Origin of the sequence: Photorhabdus kayaii (genome assembly GCF_025384895.1) — a bacterium.
Taxonomy (GTDB): domain Bacteria; phylum Pseudomonadota; class Gammaproteobacteria; order Enterobacterales; family Enterobacteriaceae; genus Photorhabdus; species Photorhabdus kayaii.
The window spans coordinates 63392-80687 of record NZ_JAJAFZ010000006.1; the positions used below are offsets into that span (position 1 = coordinate 63392).

Genomic DNA, 17296 nt, shown 5'->3' on the forward strand with positions numbered 1-17296 from the left:
TTGTATCAGGCGTTATTGATGCAAAAAGGTTCTAAGTTGTCATCGAATCAGGAGAAAAACCATGTTGCGTACGATGCTACAGGGGAAATTGCACCGGGTGAAAGTCACTCAGGCAGATTTGCATTATGAAGGTTCTTGTGCAATTGATCAGAATTTCATGGATGCAGCCGGTATTCTGGAATATGAAGCTATTGATATCTATAACGTGGATAACGGCGAGCGTTTTTCCACTTATGCTATCGCCGCTGAACGTGGTTCTAGAATAATTTCAGTTAACGGAGCAGCAGCACGCCGTGCTGCGGTAGGTGATAAGCTAATTATTTGCTCATATGTACAAATCCCTAACGAAGATGCCCGTCATCATAAGCCTAATATCGCTTACTTCGACAGTGATAATATTATGAGCCGTATAACTAAAGCCGTGCCAGTTCAGGTAGCGTAAATATTAATTTAAGCGCCCAATAATGGGTAGGTTGTGAAGACATCGCAAATGAATTCCCCCTACCCATTCATCACCACTTAATAACAAAAAAATCTACAATTAAGTCCTCAATCCCCGCCCTGTTTCAATTAAATACCAGGCAACAAGATAAAAAGCCACAATAAATGCAGTCAAAACACTCAACGTAATTATCAAAGAAACATCAGTAATCCCCAGGAAACCATAACGGAAACCACTAATCATATAAACGATCGGATTCAACTTGGAAACCGCTTGCCAAAATGGGGGTAATAATGTCAATGAATAAAACACCCCACCAAGATAAGTCAGTGGCGTTAATACGAAAGTCGGAATAATGCTGATATCATCAAACGTTTTAGCAAAAATCGAATTCAGCAACCCCCCTAGTGAGAACAAAATGGAGGTCATCAACAACGTGACAACAATCATCCACCACGCATGAATATGAAGCGGCACAAAAAATAGAGAAACCAATGTCACCAGAATACCGACGCAGACACCACGGGCAACACCACCACCAACAAACCCCACAATAACTATGTGTGTCGGAACCGGCGCTACTAATAATTCCTCAATACTGCGCTGGAATTTCGCACCAAAGAAGGAGGAAGAAACATTGGCATAAGAGTTAGTAATCACCGACATCATAATAAGGCCAGGGACAATAAACTGCATATAATCGACACCGCCCATTTCCCCAATACGCGAACCAATCAAGCTACCGAAGATAATAAAATAGAGCGACATGGTAATAACCGGTGGTAATAAAGTCTGTACCCAGATACGACCAAAACGGGTAATTTCTTTAATCCAGATAGTTTTTAGCGCCACCCAGTACAACTGAATCATTTACTATCTCCTTACTTATTGTTCACCAAGCTGACAAATAACTCTTCCAGACGGTTCGCTTTATTACGCATACTTAAAATATGAATACCCTGAGCACTTAATTGGGTAAATACGCTATTTATTCCCTGACCACGCTGAACATCCACTTCCAAAGTAGAGGCATCCAGCAGTCGATAATCATATCCTACTAGTTCAAGAATTGGGTTTTGTGTCGCCAGATCGAAGAAGAATGTTTCAGACTCCACCCGACTGAGTAAATTTTTCATACTGGTGTTTTCCACCAATTCACCATGCTGAATAATGCCAATATTACGGCACAGCATTTCTGCTTCTTCCAGATAGTGAGTCGTTAGAATAATTGTCGTTCCTTGGGCATTCAGCTCTTGCAAAAAATTCCACATAGAGCGACGAAGTTCAATATCAACACCAGCAGTCGGTTCATCAAGGATCAATAACTTAGGCTGATGCATCAACGCTCGTACAATCATCAAGCGTCGTTTCATCCCACCAGACAGACGAATCGCCCGTTGGTTGCGTTTTTCCCACAGATCTAACTGCAACAGATAAGTTTTCGCTCTGGCTTGCGCTACTTTTCGCGGTACACCATAGTAACCGGCCTGATTGAGAACAATCTGCAACACCGTCTCAAACGGGTTAAAGTTAAATTCCTGCGGAACAAGACCTAACTGGCGTTTAGCATTGACAATATCAGTATCAATATCATAGCCAAACACCTTAACCTTACCGCTGCTTTTGTTTACCAGAGAGCTAATAATGCCGATTGTGGTGGATTTCCCTGCACCATTCGGACCTAATAATGCGTAGAAGTCTCCAACTTCCACATTCAGATCTATCCCACGCAGTGCCTTAACACCATCAGTGTAAGTCTTAGTAAGCTGCGTTAACTCCAATGCATAAGTCATAAATTACAAAACACCTTTATTATCTGGTCGCTTTTGCGTGTAATGTGGAAACATAATGCTGTTTTTCTGCCTGACTTGCTTTACAAAAACAGTAGAAAGATTAAAAACAAACAGCAATAAAATATTAAAATTTCAATTGATGTTGTATATGATTCTATCTTAAAGAAACACTACCAGGCTATGAATCATGATGAAAAAAATAGAAGAGCTGCTTGCCAATAACAAGCAGTGGTCAGAATCGGTTAACGAAGAAAATCCAATTTTTTTCAAAGAATTAGCAAAATCACAAAAACCTCATTTCTTATGGATTGGTTGTTCAGACAGCCGGGTACCAGCAGAAAAACTAATTGATGCCGCCCCCGGTGACTTATTTGTTCACAGAAACGTTGCAAACCTGGTTATTCATACTGACTTAAATTGTCTTTCAGTTATTCAATATGCAGTAGATGTACTGGAAGTTGAACATATCATTATCTGCGGACACTACGGTTGTGGTGGTATCGAAGCTGCAATTGATGGCACCGAACTGGGATTGATTAACAACTGGCTGCTACATATTCGTGATCTTTGGTATAAACACAGTTCTATGCTAGGTGAATTACCCCCTAATGAGCGTCTGAACCGTCTGTGCGAAATTAACGTTGTTGAGCAAGTATATAACCTTGGTCACTCAACCATTATGCAAGCAGCATGGAAACGAGGCCAAAAAGTGATGATCCACGGTTGGGTTTACGGTATCCATAATGGTCAATTGCAAGATCTGGAAGTCACGGCTGACAGCCGTGAAAAACTGGAGCTTGCCTATCGCCAGACAATATCCAAACTGACGCATAAGAAGTGATTTTTTAGATCATTCATAAAATACGCTGTAGAAAAGGTTATATTTAACTTTTTCTATAGTGTAATTAAACGAAGATTTTCAATTTATAGATTATAGATTATAGATTATAGATTATAGATTATAGATTATAGATTATAGATTATAGATTATAGATTATAGATTATAGATTATAGATTATAGATTATAGATTATAGATTATAGATTATATTAAAAATATATTTTAATTTTTTCTCAGACTTAAAAATTATATTTTACCCTTTAAACTCATGATAATATTTTTCTCCAGAGATATTATCTAAACTAGAGTGGAAAGTTTACAACATAGGTTCGCGAAGCATTCTCTTTTTGATTTTTTAATGCTCTGTCTGTTAACCAGTTGTCCAGGGTGTCAATTCCTGAAGTAAAACTATTTAAATTGTGATCATCTGTTAACAAGGTTGGATCATTAATCATTCTATCACCACGGTTTTTTCATATTTTCCGTTTTGATAAGACGCTCATTTGGAGCAGCCGGAGCATCAAGTTTAGCAATAAAAACATTAAAAATTTCTGGATATACAACCATAAAGGAGTGTTCCAATAAAGTATTTTCAGCATCACGTTTGATTGTATCAAGGACATATTCAGTAACGGTTTTTCCCTTCACTTTTGCCGCTCTATCTATTAAATCCCGATCCTCTTGCCTAATCCTCAAGTTGAGTGTCTTATTTTTACGATTCTCACTTATTACGTTCATTTCAAATCTCCTTATGCTATAGGTGAGCTAAATAATACACAAACGTAACGCCATTATCATCACATTTCTAGAGGAGAGAATTCCCATTAGGCATAGAGGCTTACATCGGCTTTCGCTAATAAAAATGCAATATACCCGTTATCTTTCAAGTTGCCTCTTTGCTGGCTGCACCTATTCACCCCAGTCATATAGTTCGCTACGCTCCCGGGGATTTGCTCCCTTGCCGTCACGATGCATCTTGAAATCCTAGGGTATATAGCGTAATTAAACGAAAGTTTATGCAAATTTTTATTTTATTAAATCGCTACCTATTTGAATATCAACTATCTATTTTAATTTCTTTATTTTACGAATGTACGAATACGGTAATAAAAAGAAGATTTTTATGAGCGATCAAATCTCATTACCTGTAATAACAATGTTGACACTTAGGCAGAACCACTCTAAAGTGTTAACAATGTGATAACCGTTACTTGCGAGGAAAGTTCTATGCTTACTCATGTCAGAAAAATTGGAAACTCTGTTGGTACTATTATTCCAGCTCAACTATTGAAATCCCTCCACCTGAAAGAAGGTGACCAATTATCAATTGTCGAAGAACAAGGGAAAATCGTAATCTCCGCAGTAAACCATCGTCCCAAGTACAAATTAGCCGATCTACTAGCTCTATGTGACTCAGAAGCACCAATGCCTGAAATCTTAAAAGAATGGGATACCAGTAAACCTGTAGGGAATGAAGTGTAATGGCAACATTTCAACGAGGGGATATTGTTGAGGCGTGCTTAAACCCAGTCGCGGGTCAAGAACTGCAAGGTGACAAAAGGCCATGCTTAGTAATAAGTCCATACAATTTTAACAAATTAGGTTTAACAATTATTATTCCTATAACACAAGGAGGAAATTATGCCAGGTTTGCGGGTTTTGCCGTGACATTGATGGGCACTGGAACACAGACTCAAGGAGTTCTATTAGCGAATGGCATTCGTTCCATCGATCTAAATGTAAGACAAGCAAGAAAAATTGAAGAGGCCCCGACGTCTGTAGTTAATGAAATTTTAGCCGTAGTGTCCAGCATATTGGAATAAATTCTGCTGCTAAGTATGGTTCCACGACTGTAAGCCATATTAAGCACCGTGCCAAAATGTAGATAGGAGCGCAGCTCTATATATCATACCTGAATCACAAAGCAAAAACGGCAACCGAAAGTTGCCGTTTTCAAATACGAGAAAACTACTCTTCTAGCAAAACCACATGGCCGATATAAGGCAGATGACGGTAAAGTTGCGCATAATCGATACCATAACCCACCACAAATTTATCCTCAATTGAGTAACCAATCCACTCAACCGGAACATCAACTTCACGGCGGGAAGGTTTATCCAGCAAGGTACAGATTGCCAGTGATTTTGGCTCACGCAACGCCAAAATTTCACGCACTTTATTCAGGGTATTACCTGAATCAATAATATCTTCCACAATCAGTACATGCTTACCACGAATATCCTCGTCCAGATCTTTCAGGATTTTCACATCACGAGTGGAATTCATACCGCTACCGTAACTGGAAGCCGTCATAAAGTCGACTTGATGAGGGATCTGAATTTCACGGCATAAATCAGCCATAAAAATAAATGAACCTCTCAGCAACCCGACCAATACCAGCCCACTACCACTGTCACAATAGTGTTCAGTAATCTGTTTTCCCAGTTCAGCAATACGTTGTTTAACCTCCTGTTCGGAGATCATAACTTCTACAGTGTGTTTCATTATAAAGTTAACCAATTGTTTTTAATGAATAAATATATAAAAATCAATAAAAGATTATAACCAGTTGATATGCCAATTAATACGCCATTCTTCTAGCAATATTATTGAACAGTTCCTTTCCCTTAGGATATCTCAAGGCAAGTATGGCATAAGATAAGGATATTCATGGGAAACCAATCTATAGATCATACACCAAAACTATTATTCAGTAATAATAGCTCACAGCAGCAAACCAACAGATATTTTAACTTTGGCGGCGTTGTAAAAGGTCAGTGAAGATAAAAAAATCCGCCCTAAAAGATGCGGAAAATCTGTCACCAAAATTAGTCATCAGCTACTCAGTAGAAATCAGATAAGCAACTAACTTGTCACCATCCTTACAACTGGCAGCTATCACATCCAATGGAATCTCTCTATTCTGGTTAGCCGTCATCCAAACACTATCGTGGCTGATATCACGTATTTCTTTAAACGAGAGATTCCCATATTTTTCGATTGCTTCATTTATGCAATCAATATCCGAATCACTAAATACATCTTCATCGAAATCACGCAAAGCACGTATTTGATGATTTCCATGACGTCCCTCTACTGACAACAATGACCGAATGACATCAACATCACACTTATTTGGAATAAAGCGCCCGTCTCCCCTGGCTACTTTTATAATATCATAGGCATTCACTGCAACAGGGCCATCTTTCATTGCAAGATAGTTATCACCCGTAATTAACCGACCATAACGCTCCAAATGCAGCCGGTCAGCAAAATACAGAATTTTACCCACATGATAAACGTCAGAAATTGGCGCTATAGAGGCAACGTACAGAATAGCCTCTATAGCCTTTTCTGAGTCAAATCTTGCACTAATCATCTCAATTACCTTCATTTAAATATACCCGTTATCTTTCAAGTTTCCTCTTTGTTGGCTGCACTCACTCACCCCGGTCACATCGTTATCTATGCTCCCGGGGATTCGCTCCCTTGCCGTCGCGATGCATCTTGAAATCCATTGGGTATAAATAGTATTAATCTGTTATTTTAAAAACCGTTTTTAAATCCTTTAGCGTGATCATTAACGTCATTGGATTTAAAAGCGAATCACTAAAACCCACAGACTTATAAAATGCCTTAGCATTCTCCGAGATAGCATGGACAATCAACCCCCTAACACCCACCAAATCTGCCGCTTGAGCGACACGTATGGAAGCATCTCTAACTAAATAGCGACCAAACCCTCTTCCTTGATAACGCTTATCAACAGCTAAGCGACCCAAAATAATCGTCGGAATAGGATTTGGCATATTACGCTTAAACTTGCTTATCGCCTCTTCTGACATAATTGAGCCGGTCGCTAACGAATAATAAGCAATAACATCTCTGTCTTCGCTTACAACATAGGTTCGTGAAGCATTCTCTTTTTGATTTTTTAATGCTCTGTCTGTTAACCAGTTGTCTAGGGTATCAATTCCTGAAGTAAAACTATTTAAATTGTGATCATCTGTTAACAAGGTTGGATCATTAATCATTTTATCACCACGGTTTTTTCATATTTGCCGTTTTGATAAGACGCTCATTTGGAACAGCCGGAGCATCAAGTTTAGCAATAAAAGCATTAAAAATTTCTGGAGATACAATCATAAATGAATGTTCCAATAACGTGTTTTCAGCATCACGTTTGATTGTATCAAGGACATATTCAGTAACGGTTTTTCCCTTCACTTTTGCTGCTCTATCTATTAAATCCCGATCCTCTTGCCTAATCCTCAAGTTGAGTGTCTTATTTTTACGATTCTCACTTATTACGTTCATTTCAAATCCCCTTATGCTATATATGGTCTAAATAATACACAAATGTAACGCCATTGTCATCACATTTATGGGGGGGAGAGAACTCCCATTAGGCATAGAGGCTTACATCGGCTTTCGCTAATAAAATGCAGTGGTAATATTTCAACAAGGGAACATTGTTGAAGCCCGCTTAAGGCCAAAACGGCAACCCAAAAGTTGCCGTTTCCAAAATATGATAAAAACTACTCTTCCAGCAAAATTACATGGCCGATATAAGGCAGATGACGGTAAAGTTGCGCATAATCGATACCATAACCCACCACAAATTTATCCTCAATTGAGTAACCAATCCACTCCACCGGAACACCAACTTCACGGCGGGAAGGTTTATCCAGCAAGGTACAAATTGCCAGTGATTTTGGCTCACGCAGCGCCAAAATTTCACGTACTTTATTCAGGGTATTACCTGAATCAATAATATCTTCCACAATCAGCACATGCTTACCACGAATATCCTCGTCCAGATCTTTTAGGATTTTCACATCACGAGTGGAATTCATACCGCTACCGTAACTGGAAGCCGTCATAAAGTCGACTTGATGAGGGATCTGAATTTCACGGCATAAATCAGCCATAAAAATAAATGAACCTCTCAGCAACCCGACCAACACCAAATCACTACCACTGTCACGATAATGTTCAGTAATCTGTTTTCCCAGTTCAGCAATACGCTGTTTAACCTCCAGTTCGGAGATCATAACTTCTACAATATGTTTTGGTTTACTCATAACTATATATTTTTAAACGATAACTAAAATAAAATCATGTGTCTTTTTACAAAAAGTGATACACCGATTGATATACCGTTCACCACACAAAGACGCACACACAAAAACATGAGAACAAAATATTTTGCAAAGCATATCAGAATTCACCGCCTACAGTAAAAGAAGGATATATGACTCGTTGCCAGTGAGTAGATAAGTACACTAAACGTTCTGGCCTCGTGATAGAAAGTTGCGACGCATTTCGTCGAAAGGTATTAAAGATTACGGTGATGGATAACCAATTATTCTACCTCATCAATCAAACAACACAGTAGGTAATGAGATGAAGTGAGGTGACTATTTCCCTGATATTTTACGGTATTAGAATAATTATTCTGCTGATTTCTCGCGAACTTTGCTCTCAATAAGATTACTGTCCATATCAAAATAACGACTAGGCCAGATTTCAGATAAATGAATGTTGAGATAATTAGCGATAATCCATTCGCCTTTAGGCCAAGGACGTGACAGCGTGTTGGCTAATGTGGAAGAACTCAGTCCCGCTTCACGGGATACCGCAGCTAAGGTTGGACCACGCTTACGTAGTGCAGCAATAATATCGGCTTGATGCCAGTCATTTCTAACATTATTCATTCCTGCTACCCCTTCCATTAATTGAGAAAATTGATGATGGTGATTCAGACAGGGTTCACAGTACCGGTAGCTACCTTCCGGCAAGGCCGAAGCCTCCCCCGCCTGAACCACCATTACTCTTTCAATCTATAAAATGCCGTGTCAGATTCACTGCGCTGCTAGCAGGCATGAGCCTGTAATCGTCGTACTGCCCTTTTGCTGCGGCGTCAAGTCCGCAAACAGTCAGCAAAAGTGGTGCAAACGTTGAAATACCAACAAGCACAGCAAAACGCCGCAACGTTAAGGATCAAACGGTAGCAATGAGCTAATTATTTAGGTGTAGAGAAGCCGCCCGCTAAATATTTTAAGCAAACATAGCTAGGCATGAGCGAGATGCGCAAAAGCAATCCTGCTCATTGAAGTGAAATGAGATCGAGACGTAGCTCAATCCCATTGTGCGAAAGGCTATCACCTAACGCTAATGTGAAAAGTAAGCGAGCGCATGTTTCATGCCCACTTGAAATCAGATAAAAGTAAAGTGGATCTTCCCCACCTTAAATCCAGCTACGAAAGGCAATGAAAACCATAACCTCACACGCCGAAGTACCGTTGGTACTCTATTAGCTAAAAAGACCGTCATCACCAAACTAGCTAGGATTGTTCATACTAGCAATATATGCTTCCAAAGGTGTGCAGATGTACCGCAATTCTTGCTTTCACTTTCAGGCTACAGAAGTTTTTCTAGTCGTTTAAGCGCTTCCTCTCAGACCTACGGAAACATTGATGACCATCTGTGATGGTAATTAAACAGATTTAGACTAACGAATGCTTTTACTGACAATAAGAGAAAGTAATGACTAAATAAATATATCAATAAGTTTTTATTTATATCATCCAATAGATTTAGCGCATTATCATGATAACTTTAATTATAGTTTCTCTTGAAAAGATTAGAGGTTTAATATTTTCTTTTAAAATTTAATTCATCCCTATATTTTCAAGATGTTAGGATAATTACCACATTTGGTTATTTTATTTATTTAAAAAAAAGACATTGACATAAAAAAAAACAAAAAAATATAATCAAGACAAATCAAAAACCCTATAAAAATAATAAATAAGAATTTATGAAAATAAAAAACCATAAAAACACCTTATTGTACAGAGCCAAAGAAATATCAAAATTATCTAAAAAAACCTTTAAAAAAGAGGCTTTATTTTTTAATTTTTTTATAGTTTATATTGTCTCGGTATTTATACTTAGATTAGACACCCCTATTCTTGAGTATATAGATTACAGTATGTCAATAATTTTATTGATTATCATGTTCAGCACTGCAAATAAAATATCCAATGAATTTTCTTTATTGAAAAAAAGGTTCAAAAAAGAATACTCACATGATAAAAAACCAAATTTTTTTATAAGATATTTACTCTATCTATTATAACTATTTTACTGATATTAGTATCGATTCCTTTTTTGTATATATTAAATCATATCCATTATGATTTTTCGTTAAAATTATTTTTGAATACAATCATAAGTTCTTATATATATTTGATTGTTATTATTTTTAGTAAACCTGAATGAAGGTAAATTTATTATGCGTGAGCTTACCATTCAAGAGTTTGATTTAGTTGCAGGTGCAGGAGCAGGAGAAACCGCTGGTGAAATAGCAGGAGCAGCCGCAGGGGGAGCTGCTGGAAGAGTAGCTGGTAGTGTAGCTGGAGGATATGCTGGAGCCGCAGCTGGTGCAGCAATAGGCTCTGTAATAGCACCGGGCCCAGGTACTGCAGCTGGTGCAGTAATTGGTGTTGTTGTTGGTCGATTTGCAGGTGGTGGTGCTGGAGCTGCCGGAGGAGCTGCAGCTGGCCGCTACATCGGAGGAGAGATAGGAGGTAGAATTGATTCTGGAGGCAATAGCAATGGTGCTGGGACCAATTATTGTAATTCAAGTGGATCTAACTATTGCCACTAATAAACCGTGATATTTTTAGATAAAAATGGGTGTAATTATACACCCATCAACCAAAAAAAAGAGGCTACGTAAACAAAAACCTTTTATTTTAATAACCTCTTAATAAGATAACTTATTACTCACTTATAGAGCCATAATCAACAATCATTAACATTAAATATGAATCCAATTAATTTTCCCATTGATAAAAAAGACTTCCTAGAAAATTTCTTCGAAAAGAAACCGTGTGTTTTTAAACAAATATATGATGATGATTTTATAAAACATAGTGAAATAGAAAATATATTTAATCGTTCCAACCTGCCTTCATTTGAAGGTATTAAATTAATGTACAATGGTATTATTGATAAAGCAGAATATATTGAATCCTATAATGATTTAGGCACCAAACGGTATAGATATATATACTCTAAGTTATATGACTATCTAAACTCAGGTGCAACACTAGGTTGTGTCCCTCAATTAAATAATGACCTTAAGAAATAAGCGGATACAACCTAATTTCACCATAGCGATATAATTTCTTGCTGTCTTTTCATAACGGGTGGCGATGCGACGATGCTCTTTGAGTCGACCAAAACATCTTTCTACAACATTTCTTCTTCGATACGTTTTATGGTCGAATTTAACCCGTCCATCTGACCGCGCTTTTTCGTTTGATTTATAGGGAATTATCACTTTTATTCCCTGACTTTTTAACCGGTTACGTAATATGTGGCTGGAGTAACCTTTATCAGCAATCACCGCTTTTGAACGACGTTTCATAAAACCATTTTTACGCTGAATACCCAGACCATCCAGCAGGCGTACTGCATATTGACTTTCGTGACATTGACCTGCACTGAGTACCACATTCAGTGGATGGCCTTTTCCATCGACAGCCAGATGGATTTTGGAACCATAACCACCCTGAGAGCGACCCAGGCCATGGTCTGCGGTGACATCAGGATGTTTTTTGGGGCGCCAGCCGCACAATGTGCCGCACGAATGTTACTGCCATCCAGTGATATGGCTGACCAATCAACCAAATCTTGTTCATCCAGTATTGACAATAACTTATTGAAAATGAGATTAATGATCCCCGATTTTGACCACCGATTAAAGCGGTTATAGACGGTTTTCCAGGAACCATAACGTTCGGGTAAATCCCGCCAGGGGGCACCGGAACATAGTACCCAAAACATGCCGTTGATAACCCGGCGGTGTTCAACATAAGGATGTCCCGGCCGTTGAGAATGTTCGGGGGGCAATAAGGGGAGCAGTAACTCCCATGCTTCATCAGGAAGGTCGTAACGAGCCATAACAGGTTTTTTCCGAAAGTCAGAGCCAGGGGATTATTCTATCTCAATCTATTGCGGGACACAGCCTAACAATATTGTTGCACAATTCCTTTCCCTTAGGATATCTCAAGGTAAGTACGGCATAAGAATAAGGATGTTTATAGTATCCAGAAGAGAAACCAATCTATATACTCATTATCTTTCAAGTTGCCTCTTTGTTGGCTGCACTCTCTCACCCCAGTCACATCGTTATCTATGCTCCCGGGGATTCGCTCCCTTGCCGTCGCGATCCATCTTGAAATCCATAGGGTATAATCGAATGGTAATTATCAAAAGTTCTTCGAAAATATGGGGTATCTCAAACAAAGATTAAAGATGGTTTCTGATGATCACTATGTCTATGGCAACATCTTTAATTTGGGATTAGGTTGTAACAAAACATTAGCGGCAACTCTGTAAAGCTTAGTTTCTTCATCATAAGTTTTACTTATATTTTTCCCACTCACAAAATATAACGTCATCCCATCAGCACAAGGTAGAATTTCTATTAATTTTTTCCTTTTAAGAGTTCTAAGAGCCTTATGTAAATCATCAATGCTTATTTCCAATGTTTCTGCAAGGATTTCATCGGAACAAATAACCGAACTTTCAATAAAACAGCCAGAATTATATGCCAAAAACGTATATAGTGAGGCTGAGTGAGGATGACTTACTGCTAAAACTTTAAGCTTTTTTTCTTCATCAATGATTCCCTGACTCAAAGCAACACATTCATTGCAGATGTAAACGCTTGGACCAGCAATTAATTTAGCTACTTCATCTTGCTTTTTCCCACAAAAGGAGCAGTACAAACATTTTTCAGTCATGATGCCTCCACCATTCAATAACTCATGACAAACTGAAATACTCCAGGTAGCGCCAGTTGTTACTGCTATTCTTTACTCATAGAAAACGCAAAGTTTCTATATTCTATCTGCCATGTATTGAACAACATTAAAAAAAGAGACTACCAAGTCTATCTTGTTAAATTTCTTCGGACTGATGAACTACAAAACCTATTTGAGACGTTTTACCTCAATTAGATTTATCTTTAATAACTTCCTGGAACTTATCATAGGTTTCAGGATTAAAAAGCGATAGAGACTCTATCTGCTCAAGCGGAAGAACATGACGAAACTGATACACACTCAAAGGCTTTGAAGTTAGTGTAATACCTTCATTCCTGTAATGATCAGCATAATTATGCTCGGCACAAAATGTCAGCGTATCTTTATCTCTGTAACCACTCATAAAAGGAATGATAACGATAGTATCGGTATCCAAATGATGAAATCTCGCTTCATCAACCATTCCAACATAAACTTTTCTCGACTTTAAAGTAATTAACAGCAACAGACCACTTTCAATTGATTCCAAAAGAAGGCTTTCAATAGCACTATTAGATGCAATTTCTTTAAAAATACCATTGCGCTTTTCAGGATTTCTAAAATCTTTCTCTGCGTTATAGGATGCACTGATACTGATCAACACGGTAAAACTTAACAATAACCACAGCTGCCCACATTGATAGTTATCCCTCTTTTTTAGTACTCAACCACTCAACGTTTAAAGCGAAAGCCCGCTGAACATCAGGATTACAACGATTCAGAGTAACCGTTCCAGAACGATTAATGATGAACTTTTCATCTTTCTGATCAGCATCAGAACAAGTTTCTTTATGTGCGCCAACGAGGCGTGCCATCACCCTTTCCGGAGAAACAAGAGCATATCCCATATTCTTGAAAAAACTAGACATTTCACCGCTCCTTCACTGAGTAACAAACAAACAACTGTATCATAGTCTAATACCTGCGGTAATCACTGACAATACTTTGTTGTGTCCATTTACTGCTGATTAAGCATCTATCAACACCAGTTCATAGTAGAAGCAATTGCGTATAACCTTTGTTCTATAATGTACATCCTATAACAATAATTCATTGAAAAGACTACATAACTACGGACTATAAGGCACAGTGAGGCCGACTCTGATAAGCCAAACCAGAGTCAATCTGTTAACAAAATTATTTACTAACAGTAAAACCTAGCATCATACCGGTATCTTCATGTTCTAGTAGATGACAATGCGCCATAAATGGGTGTTTCGCTCCCGCAGTATGCTTGAACTGGACCAGCACTTCGCTCTCCTTACCTTCCACATGAACAATGTCTTTCCAACCACTACGATGAGCAGCAGGCTTGCGGCCATTTTCACTCAAAATACGAAAACGGGTGCCGTGAATATGGAACGGATGCAGCATCATATCGCCAGCTCCTGAAATCACCCAACGCTCATACTGCCCCTGTTTCACATCAAAAGCGGGTTCTGTTATGGAGAAAGCCTGCCCATTAATGGTGTTCGCATGATGGAAATTTAATTCACCACCATGATGCATATCTCCGTGGTTCATATTCTCATGATGCATTCCCATACCCGCCATAGCCCGCTCACCGTAGCGCTGAGACAACATCATCATTCCCTGCATATCCAGACGACTATCCATAGCCAGATGTAAACGACGCTTATTCAAACCGTTAAAAGAAGGCAATGCAGGAAGCGTGACAAGCTGCTCCGATAGTATAGTGCGGCTAGAGAAAAGCTGAGGTCGAATGCGTAAAACAGGCAGTGACCGATCAAATGGCGGTAATGTCATTCCTATCTGAACCACAGGTAACGTCACCAGATCGAAAGATTTGCCATCCGAAGCATCTATCACTACCTCAAAACGTTCTCCCGCCAGAATCGGTAACTCATTAACCGCAACCGGTTCTGCTAACAAACCACCATCACTGGCAACAACATACAATTGACGGCCATCACTGGTCGCAATATTGAGGCTGCGAGCATTACAGCCATTTAGCAAACGCAAACGTAACCAGCCGCGTGGTGCAGTATGTTGGGGTAAAACAATACCGTTGGTCAGCATCATATCGCCAAACCAACCAACAGCAGCACTCATTACATCCAACTGATAATCAATCTGCCCCTCGTTATTCAAGCGCTTATCCTGCAATATCACAGGAATATCATCCACACCCCATCGGTTTGGTAAACCCGTATTGATGCTGTTCTCATCTTCAATCAAGACTAATCCACCAAGCCCCATTGCAACCTGATAACCCGTCTTGCCATGCGTATGCGGATGGAACCAACAAGTCGCTTCCGGTTGTTCAGGCGTAAAACTGACCGTCCGGTTCCCTCCTGGCGCAATCATCGCATGCGGGCCACCATCGGCTTCCCCAGTAATTTCCAAGCCATGCCAATGAACAGTGGTCTCTTCGGGTAGATGATTACGAATATCAATAGTGACAGGTTTACCTGACGTCAATTTCAGTGCCGGACCGAGTAAATCACCGTTATAACCCCAAGTTTTAGTCACCACTCCTGCGTTAAAACTGGATTGTCCTGCTTTGATTTCAATAATGATTTTACCTACCGCATCTGGCTCTAGTTGTGGAGGGATAGGTAATCCCGGATAAGATTCAGCAAAGGAGAAACGACTCCATGCAGGCAACATACTAGATAGACCCATAATGGCACTGAATTTAATAAAATCACGTCGTTGCATATTCACCTCCTAGTCAAATCAACCAAAAAATCGCTATACCCTATGGATTTCAAGATGCATCGCGACGGCAAGGGAGCGAATCCCCGGGAGCATAGAGAACTATGTGACCGGGGTGAGTGAGTGCAGCCAACAAAGAGGCAACTTGAAAGATGACGGGTATAACAAAAAACATCTCATAAAGAAAACATAAGGGCTACCCTTACAGGAAGGTCAAGCGAAGGGAATGTGATTTAAGTCGATCTTTACAGTAATTTTAAAAAATAAATTTTTCCTAACAAAGATATTAATATGTTAACGTAATATGACACTGAATGATTATAATAATACAAATGCGAAAATTAGCTCTCTTGACTTACATACTCGTTCTTTTCGGTCTTTCCCACCCCGCAAAAGCGCTGACAGAAAATGAAGCTGAAGATCTGGCCGATCTGACAGCAGTGTTTATCTACCTGAAATATGACTGTGGTTACAGCCAAATTCCTGACCGGGAAATTAAACGAGCCATTATTTATTTTGCTCAACGCAATAAGTGGGATTTAACTAATTACAACAGCCAATTGATGGACAAGCTCAATGAAGAAAGCTACCAAGACCTCAAAGGAATTTACCTGTCCAATGCGATAAAGTGCCATGCTCTCGCCAGAGATTCGCTGAGTTTATTCGCCTACGTTAAATAGTCCTTTTCCTCATCCCTCTAAAGGGGTAAATTTCACCGTGCAACTATGAGAATTGTTGGCTATTATGTGCACCCAATTTTCATGACTGTCACAGTGGAGGAAAAGCCGGGATATGTCACAAAAAGAAATTTGGTACGAAACCCTGCACGCCAACTTTGGTCAGTATTTTTCCGTCGATAAAGTGCTTTATCACGATAAAACTGAGCATCAGGATTTGATCATCTTTGAAAACGCGGCATTAGGCCGCATTATGGCGCTGGATGGCACAATACAAACAACTGAACGTGATGAATTTATCTACCACGAAATGATGTCTCATGTTCCTTTGTTCGCCCACGGGAACGCCAAACGAGTACTGATTATCGGCGGCGGTGATGGCGGTATGTTACGTGAGGTCTGCCGTCATCAATACCTTGAAAGCATCACTATGGTTGAAATCGATGCTGGGGTAGTTGAATTCTGCCGTCAGTATCTGCCTAACCATAATGCCGGTGCTTATGATGATCCACGCTTTAATCTGATCATTGACGATGGTGTTAATTTCGTTAATACCACCGATCAAAAATTCGATGTCATTATCTCTGACTGCACGGACCCGATCGGGCCCGGTGAAGGATTATTTACATCTGAATTCTATCAAGGTTGCCAACGTTGTCTGAATGAAGGTGGCATCTTTGTTGCTCAGAATGGTGTTTGTTTCTTACAACAGGACGAAGCAGTCACCAGCCATAAAAAATTGAGCAACTATTTTGCTGACAGCGGCTTCTATCAAGCTGCCATTCCAACCTATTATGGCGGAATGATGACCTTTGCCTGGGCAAGCCAGAACCCGGCACTACGCCATGTGGATCTGGCCACATTGCAACCGCGCTTTGACAACGCAGGTTTTACCTGCCGTTACTACAATCCAGCCGTTCATGTAGGTAGCTTTGCTCTACCACAATATCTGCTGGATGCACTATCTGAGAACCCATAATCACCC

General features: G+C 39.4%; 21 protein-coding genes and 1 pseudogene. 8 read left to right on the top strand and 14 right to left on the bottom strand.

The features are described 5' to 3' along the window. Nucleotides 1-61 precede the first annotated feature (61 nt). Entirely contained in the window at nucleotides 62-442 is a 381-nt protein-coding gene (panD, locus tag LGZ98_RS03880) for an aspartate 1-decarboxylase (RefSeq protein ID WP_262977747.1), read from the top strand. A gap of 99 nt (nucleotides 443-541) precedes the next feature. Here panD and LGZ98_RS03885 read toward each other — a convergent pair whose 3' ends face one another. Together LGZ98_RS03885 and LGZ98_RS03890 are read right to left on the bottom strand one after the other, a co-directional pair. Further along, complete coding sequence (locus LGZ98_RS03885) at nucleotides 542-1312, bottom strand: ABC transporter permease (RefSeq protein ID WP_011145237.1); 771 nt, start codon at nucleotides 1310-1312, stop codon at nucleotides 542-544. 11 nt (nucleotides 1313-1323) lie between these two features. Next, the gene (locus LGZ98_RS03890) at nucleotides 1324-2235 is read right to left on the bottom strand and encodes an ABC transporter ATP-binding protein (RefSeq protein WP_011145236.1); all 912 of its coding nucleotides are present in this window, start codon (nucleotides 2233-2235) and stop codon (nucleotides 1324-1326) included. Between the two features lie 187 nt (nucleotides 2236-2422). Here LGZ98_RS03890 and can point away from each other — a divergent pair, with 187 nt between their 5' ends. Continuing rightward, the gene (can, locus tag LGZ98_RS03895; protein ID WP_011145235.1) at nucleotides 2423-3076 is read left to right on the top strand and encodes a carbonate dehydratase; all 654 of its coding nucleotides are present in this window, start codon (nucleotides 2423-2425) and stop codon (nucleotides 3074-3076) included. 457 nt (nucleotides 3077-3533) lie between these two features. On the opposite strand, the gene LGZ98_RS03900 is transcribed toward can, so the two are convergent. Continuing rightward, nucleotides 3534-3812, bottom strand: coding sequence for a type II toxin-antitoxin system TacA family antitoxin (locus LGZ98_RS03900; RefSeq protein ID WP_113042301.1), 279 nt, complete (start codon nucleotides 3810-3812; stop codon nucleotides 3534-3536). Nucleotides 3813-4301: 489 nt separating this feature from the next. On the opposite strand from LGZ98_RS03900, the gene LGZ98_RS03905 reads away from it, so the two are divergent. Both LGZ98_RS03905 and LGZ98_RS03910 read left to right on the top strand, forming a co-directional pair. Next, on the top strand, nucleotides 4302-4556 hold the full coding sequence (locus LGZ98_RS03905) for an AbrB/MazE/SpoVT family DNA-binding domain-containing protein (protein WP_036782605.1): 255 nt from the start codon (nucleotides 4302-4304) through the stop codon (nucleotides 4554-4556). Further along, nucleotides 4556-4897, top strand: a complete 342-nt coding sequence (locus tag LGZ98_RS03910; protein WP_036782608.1) for a type II toxin-antitoxin system ChpB family toxin — start codon at nucleotides 4556-4558, stop codon at nucleotides 4895-4897. Before LGZ98_RS03905 ends, LGZ98_RS03910 begins: the two co-directional genes overlap by 1 nt. Nucleotides 4898-5042: 145 nt before the next feature. Here LGZ98_RS03910 and hpt (LGZ98_RS03915) read toward each other — a convergent pair whose 3' ends face one another. The 6 genes from hpt (LGZ98_RS03915) to LGZ98_RS03940 form a co-directional block, all read right to left on the bottom strand. Continuing rightward, complete coding sequence (hpt, locus tag LGZ98_RS03915) at nucleotides 5043-5579, bottom strand: hypoxanthine phosphoribosyltransferase (protein WP_011145232.1); 537 nt, start codon at nucleotides 5577-5579, stop codon at nucleotides 5043-5045. A 334-nt stretch (nucleotides 5580-5913) separates the two neighbouring features. Then, entirely contained in the window at nucleotides 5914-6453 is a 540-nt protein-coding gene (locus tag LGZ98_RS03920; protein ID WP_229015775.1) for a Panacea domain-containing protein, read from the bottom strand. A gap of 154 nt (nucleotides 6454-6607) precedes the next feature. Beyond that, the gene (locus LGZ98_RS03925) at nucleotides 6608-7108 is read right to left on the bottom strand and encodes a GNAT family N-acetyltransferase (RefSeq protein WP_011145230.1); all 501 of its coding nucleotides are present in this window, start codon (nucleotides 7106-7108) and stop codon (nucleotides 6608-6610) included. 4 nt (nucleotides 7109-7112) lie between these two features. After that, nucleotides 7113-7391 (bottom strand): type II toxin-antitoxin system TacA family antitoxin, encoded by a 279-nt coding sequence (locus tag LGZ98_RS03930; RefSeq protein ID WP_011145229.1) that lies wholly within the window; start codon nucleotides 7389-7391, stop codon nucleotides 7113-7115. 221 nt (nucleotides 7392-7612) lie between these two features. Continuing rightward, nucleotides 7613-8158 (bottom strand): hypoxanthine phosphoribosyltransferase, encoded by a 546-nt coding sequence (gene hpt, locus LGZ98_RS03935; protein WP_011145228.1) that lies wholly within the window; start codon nucleotides 8156-8158, stop codon nucleotides 7613-7615. A gap of 369 nt (nucleotides 8159-8527) precedes the next feature. Then, nucleotides 8528-8791 carry a helix-turn-helix domain-containing protein gene (locus LGZ98_RS03940; protein ID WP_058588659.1) on the bottom strand — a complete coding sequence of 88 codons (264 nt, stop codon included), beginning with the start codon at nucleotides 8789-8791 and terminating at the stop codon, nucleotides 8528-8530. Between the two features lie 1583 nt (nucleotides 8792-10374). On the opposite strand from LGZ98_RS03940, the gene LGZ98_RS03945 reads away from it, so the two are divergent. Both LGZ98_RS03945 and LGZ98_RS03950 read left to right on the top strand, forming a co-directional pair. Next, nucleotides 10375-10749: a hypothetical protein gene (locus LGZ98_RS03945; RefSeq protein WP_011145225.1), complete on the top strand. Its 375-nt coding sequence runs from the start codon at nucleotides 10375-10377 to the stop codon at nucleotides 10747-10749. A gap of 159 nt (nucleotides 10750-10908) precedes the next feature. Next, complete coding sequence (locus tag LGZ98_RS03950) at nucleotides 10909-11235, top strand: cupin domain-containing protein (protein WP_113042309.1); 327 nt, start codon at nucleotides 10909-10911, stop codon at nucleotides 11233-11235. Here LGZ98_RS03950 and LGZ98_RS03955 read toward each other — a convergent pair. The 5 genes and pseudogenes from LGZ98_RS03955 to cueO form a co-directional block, all read right to left on the bottom strand. Next, nucleotides 11212-12050, bottom strand: a protein-coding gene (locus tag LGZ98_RS03955; RefSeq protein WP_262977748.1) for an IS5 family transposase whose coding sequence is annotated in 2 segments (ribosomal slippage) — nucleotides 11212-11708 and nucleotides 11708-12050 — 840 coding nt in all. Because the reading frame shifts where the segments join, the coding sequence is not laid out codon by codon here. The two genes, LGZ98_RS03950 and LGZ98_RS03955, sit on opposite strands and share 24 nt — an antisense overlap. Nucleotides 12051-12757: 707 nt before the next feature. Next, nucleotides 12758-12895: pseudogene (locus LGZ98_RS03960) on the bottom strand (ClpX C4-type zinc finger protein); the annotation flags it as partial. 208 nt (nucleotides 12896-13103) lie between these two features. After that, on the bottom strand, nucleotides 13104-13559 hold the full coding sequence (locus LGZ98_RS03965) for a hypothetical protein (protein ID WP_191214861.1): 456 nt from the start codon (nucleotides 13557-13559) through the stop codon (nucleotides 13104-13106). A gap of 40 nt (nucleotides 13560-13599) precedes the next feature. Next, on the bottom strand, nucleotides 13600-13824 hold the full coding sequence (locus LGZ98_RS03970; protein WP_011145218.1) for a hypothetical protein: 225 nt from the start codon (nucleotides 13822-13824) through the stop codon (nucleotides 13600-13602). A gap of 268 nt (nucleotides 13825-14092) precedes the next feature. Beyond that, on the bottom strand, nucleotides 14093-15637 hold the full coding sequence (cueO, locus tag LGZ98_RS03975) for a multicopper oxidase CueO (RefSeq protein WP_113042717.1): 1545 nt from the start codon (nucleotides 15635-15637) through the stop codon (nucleotides 14093-14095). Nucleotides 15638-15966: 329 nt separating this feature from the next. Between cueO and LGZ98_RS03980 the strand changes: the two genes are divergently transcribed. Next, entirely contained in the window at nucleotides 15967-16314 is a 348-nt protein-coding gene (locus LGZ98_RS03980) for a YacC family pilotin-like protein (protein ID WP_011145216.1), read from the top strand. Nucleotides 16315-16426: 112 nt separating this feature from the next. After that, nucleotides 16427-17290, top strand: a complete 864-nt coding sequence (speE, locus tag LGZ98_RS03985; RefSeq protein ID WP_113042716.1) for a polyamine aminopropyltransferase — start codon at nucleotides 16427-16429, stop codon at nucleotides 17288-17290. Nucleotides 17291-17296 lie beyond the last annotated feature (6 nt).